The 3,868-nt window shown below is 62.4% G+C and carries 2 protein-coding genes; both read right to left on the bottom strand.

Annotated features, from left to right (window positions below; translation table 11 throughout):
• The coding region (locus ACFCU0_RS04420; protein WP_434972455.1) for a hypothetical protein at nt 1-437 on the bottom strand (437 nt) is incomplete at its 3' end.
• 299 nt (nt 438-736) lie between these two features.
• Entirely contained in the window at nt 737-3,790 is a 3,054-nt protein-coding gene (gene uvrA, locus ACFCU0_RS04415; protein ID WP_434972454.1) for an excinuclease ABC subunit UvrA, read from the bottom strand.
• Nucleotides 3,791-3,868: the final 78 nt, after the last annotated feature.

Here is a 3,868-nt window from a genome sequence, read left to right as displayed (position 1 = left end):
TCTTCCCGGGGCCAAGAGGTATCCTCCGGAAGCGGGGCATTCGGGTCCTGCATGACCAGCTCTTCCGGGACGTCATTCCGCTGCGTATCCGGGTTGACGACGGAAATGATCGGCATCGCCAGCGCCGTGAAGAATGGGCCGAGTGCGGCTATCATAAACTCCTGCTGCAACTCCACCATTTCGTCATCGAAGCGTCCCTCTTCGTCCAGATGGCCGTTGATGTCGAGGTAGAGCACGCGCGGCCAGCCGGGAAACCGATCCTGCGACTCCTTCAACAGCGCAAAAATGTCCTGCGCGGCCGCCACGAACCCATCCTCCTCCCCGACAATGTGATAGATCGACACCGTATTGTCGAAGTTCATGTGGATGCCCGGCGCGTCCGGCTTATCGTACTCCGGGACGTAGTCCGGCATGTTCTTCTGATCGTTGGAGGCCATGGCCAGAGGTCAATTGCGCGTCAGGAGAGGTGAATGGGGGATTGAATGACCGCCCCATCGCCAGGATTCCACCAAACAGTGATTTGACACGGGCCGTCTGGGGAACAGCAGAATGGGAGACAGGGAGGAGGGGCGAGAGGGGAAAGGGCAATGGCGTGCGACATGGAGACGGTCACAAGCCTCGGGCGCCCCTGAAGGATAGGGATAACGTTTCCCGGTACCCACCAGCCAGGGCCCAGCACCCAGAACCCGGCACTCATAACTCAGAACCCAGAACTCAGAACTCAGAACGCAAAACCTCACGCCGCCATCCCGACGTCTTCGGCATCTTCGGTCTCTTCGTCCAGGCCGTCGACGACAACCGAGTCATCATCGCTCATGCTGTCGAGGTCCACGTCCTCGTCCTCCATCCGCTCCACGCGGCGGGCACGCTCCAGCTCTTCCCGGATGAACGGAGATGTGTGAGTATCGGCATCGGCCAGCGCCTCCGGGGTCCCGGTGAATACGATTTCGCCACCGGCTTCGCCGCCTTCGGGGCCAAGGTCGATAACGTGGTCTGCGGTCTTAATCACGTCCATGTTGTGTTCAATCACGATCACCGTGTTGCCCTTTTTCACGAGGGCGCGGAGAACGTTCAGGAGGTGACGGATGTCTTCGAAGTGCATCCCCGTCGTCGGCTCGTCCAGGATGTAGAGCGTATCGCCCGTCCCGGGCCGCGACAGCTCCTTCGATAGCTTCACGCGCTGCGCCTCGCCGCCGGAGAGCGTCGTCGACTGCTGCCCGAGCGTGATGTAGCCCAGGCCCACGGCGTCCAGCGTCCGCAGCTTGCGCATGATGCGCGGCTGGTTTTCGAAAAACTCCAGCGCCTCGCTCACCGTCATCGCCAGGACGTCGGCGATCGACTTCCCCTTGAACCGGACCTGCAGGGTTTCCTCGTTGTACCGCTTCCCGCCACACTCGTCGCACGTCACCTCCACATCCGGGAGGAAGTTCATCTCGAGCTTTACCGTGCCGGTGCCGTCGCATTTCTTGCAGCGACCGCCCTTCGTGTTAAAGCTGAACCGGCCTTTCTCGTAGCCGCGGATCTTCGCCTCCGGCACCTTCGCGTAGAGATCACGGAGGTAGTCCATCAGCTTCGTGTAGGTCGCCGGATTCGACCGCGGCGTGCGCCCTATGGGCTGCTGGTCGATCTCAATCACCTTGTCGATGTTATCGATCCCGTCGATGTCGTCGTGCGGCAGCGGGACGGTTTTCGCCCCGTGGTGATGCCGCGCCAGGATCGGGTACAGCGTCTGGTTCACCAGCGTAGACTTGCCGGACCCGCTGACGCCGGTGATAGCCGTGAACGTTCCGAGGGGAAACGCCACGTCCTGCCCCTTCAGGTTGTGACCGGTTGCCCCCTTCAGAATGAGCGACTCGCCCGTTCCGGCGTTGCGCTCGTCCGGAATGGAGATCGCCCGGGTGCCCTGCAGGTACGCGGCCGTCAGGCTTTCGAACGTGTAGTGATCGCTGTCGTATGCCGCCGCGCGCTCCGCGACGGTGTTCGTGGCTTCGCCGTTGGCAGCGACGCCCGTCCGCTTCGTCGGGTCGACCGTCAGCGCCTCCGGCAACCCGGCCGTGATGACGTGTCCGCCATGCGTCCCCGCACCGGGACCGAGGTCCACGACGTAGTCCGCCGCCTCCATGATCTCGCGGTCATGTTCGACGACCAGCACGGAATTGCCGAGATCGCGAAGGTTTTGCAGGCTTCGGATAAGCCGCGTGTTGTCCCGCGGATGCAAACCAATCGACGGCTCGTCCAACACGTACAGCACGCCGGTTAGCTGCGTGCCGACCTGCGTTGCGAGACGAATGCGCTGGCTTTCTCCACCGGAGAGCGTCCGCGCCGTTCGATCCAGCGTCAGGTAGCCCACGCCGACCCCGATCAGGAAGTCGAGCCGCTCTTTTACCTCTTTGATGATCGGCTCGGCGATTGTCTGCTGCCGCCCCTCCTCCAGCTCCACATCCTCAAAAAACTGGCGGAGCTTTGTCAGGTCCATGTTGGCGAGGTCCGCGATCGTCCTGTCCGCGATCCGGTAACTCAGGCTCTGCTTCTTGAGCCGCCCGCCGCCACACTTCGGGCACGGCATCTTGCGCATGAACGACTCCGCCCACCGTCGCTGCTTCGACGAGTTGGTGTTGTCGTACGTGTGCCAGATGTGCTGGTACAGCCCGCCGTACCGATGCTTGTACCGGACTTCGCGCCCCTTGTAGGCGTACACGATATCAAACTGCTCCTCCCCCGCCCCTTCCAGGATCACATTGAGCTGTTCGTCACTGAGATCCTCGATCGGCGTATCAAAGTCGAAGCCGTACGTTTCCGAGACCGCCTCGAGCTGGCTGAAAATCCAGATGTCGCGGGGCTTTCCGAGCGGCACAAGCCCGCCCTCCTGGATGGACTTCGACGGATCCGGGATCATCAGATCCTTGTCGAGCTCGTTCGTCACTCCCAGCCCGTCGCACTCCTGGCACGCCCCGTACGGCGTGTTGAACGAAAACATGTTGGGAGACGGCTCATCGTAGCTCAGGCCCGTCTCCGGATCCACGAGATGGCGGCTGAAGAGATGGTCGCCCTCGTCGATGCCGTCCGGCGACCCCGATACGATGCTCGCGATGAGGGTCCCGCCGCCCATGTCGAGCGCCGTGCTGACGGACTTGTTGACGCGGGGACGGATCCCCTCCTTGACGACGAGGCGGTCGATGACTACCTCGATGTCGTGCGTTTTGTACCGGTCGAGCTTCATCCCCTTCTCGTACTCCCGCATCTCCCCGTCAATGCGGAACCGCTCGAATCCCTGGCTCGCCGTCTGCTCGAACAGCTCACGGTAATGCCCCTTCCGGGCCTTCACCACCGGCGCGAGAATCATTAGCCGCGTGCCCTCCGGCACGTCGAGAATACCGTCGATGATCTCGTCGTCCGACTGCTTGCGCATCCGGTTGCCCGTCTCGTACGAGTACGCCGTTGCCGCACGGGCGTAGAGCAGGCGGAGAAAGTCGTAGACCTCCGTGACCGTCCCCACCGTCGAGCGGGGATTGCCCGACACCGTTTTCTGTTCGATAGAAATGACCGGCGAGAGGCCGTCGATGTAGTCGACCTCCGGACGCTCCATCATTTCGAGAAACTGCCGAGCGTAGGCCGACAGGCTCTCCATGTAGCGCCGCTGGCCTTCCGCGAAGATGGTATCGAAGGCCAGACTGGATTTCCCGGAACCGGACAGGCCCGTGATGACCACGAGCTGGTTGCGCGGGATGTCAAGGTCGATGTTCTGGAGGTTGTGCTCGCGCGCGCCGCGGATCGTAATGCGTTCGTGCATGCGGGGCTGGGGGAAGGCAGGCAAATGCTGAGGCGAGTCGCCGTGACGGGGGCCACGGTCGGGCGAAAATGGTATCGA

This window comes from Longibacter sp., assembly GCF_051155795.1.
Classification (GTDB): Bacteria; Bacteroidota; Rhodothermia; order Rhodothermales; family Salinibacteraceae; genus Longibacter.
Note: the sequence above shows the minus strand (reverse complement) of the source record. Positions and strands in the feature narration are given on the sequence as shown.

Coding starts and splice junctions, on each gene's coding strand:
- uvrA (WP_434972454.1), bottom strand. CDS start 3,790: ATGCACGAACGCATTACGATCCGCGGCGCGCGCGAGCACAACCTCCAG.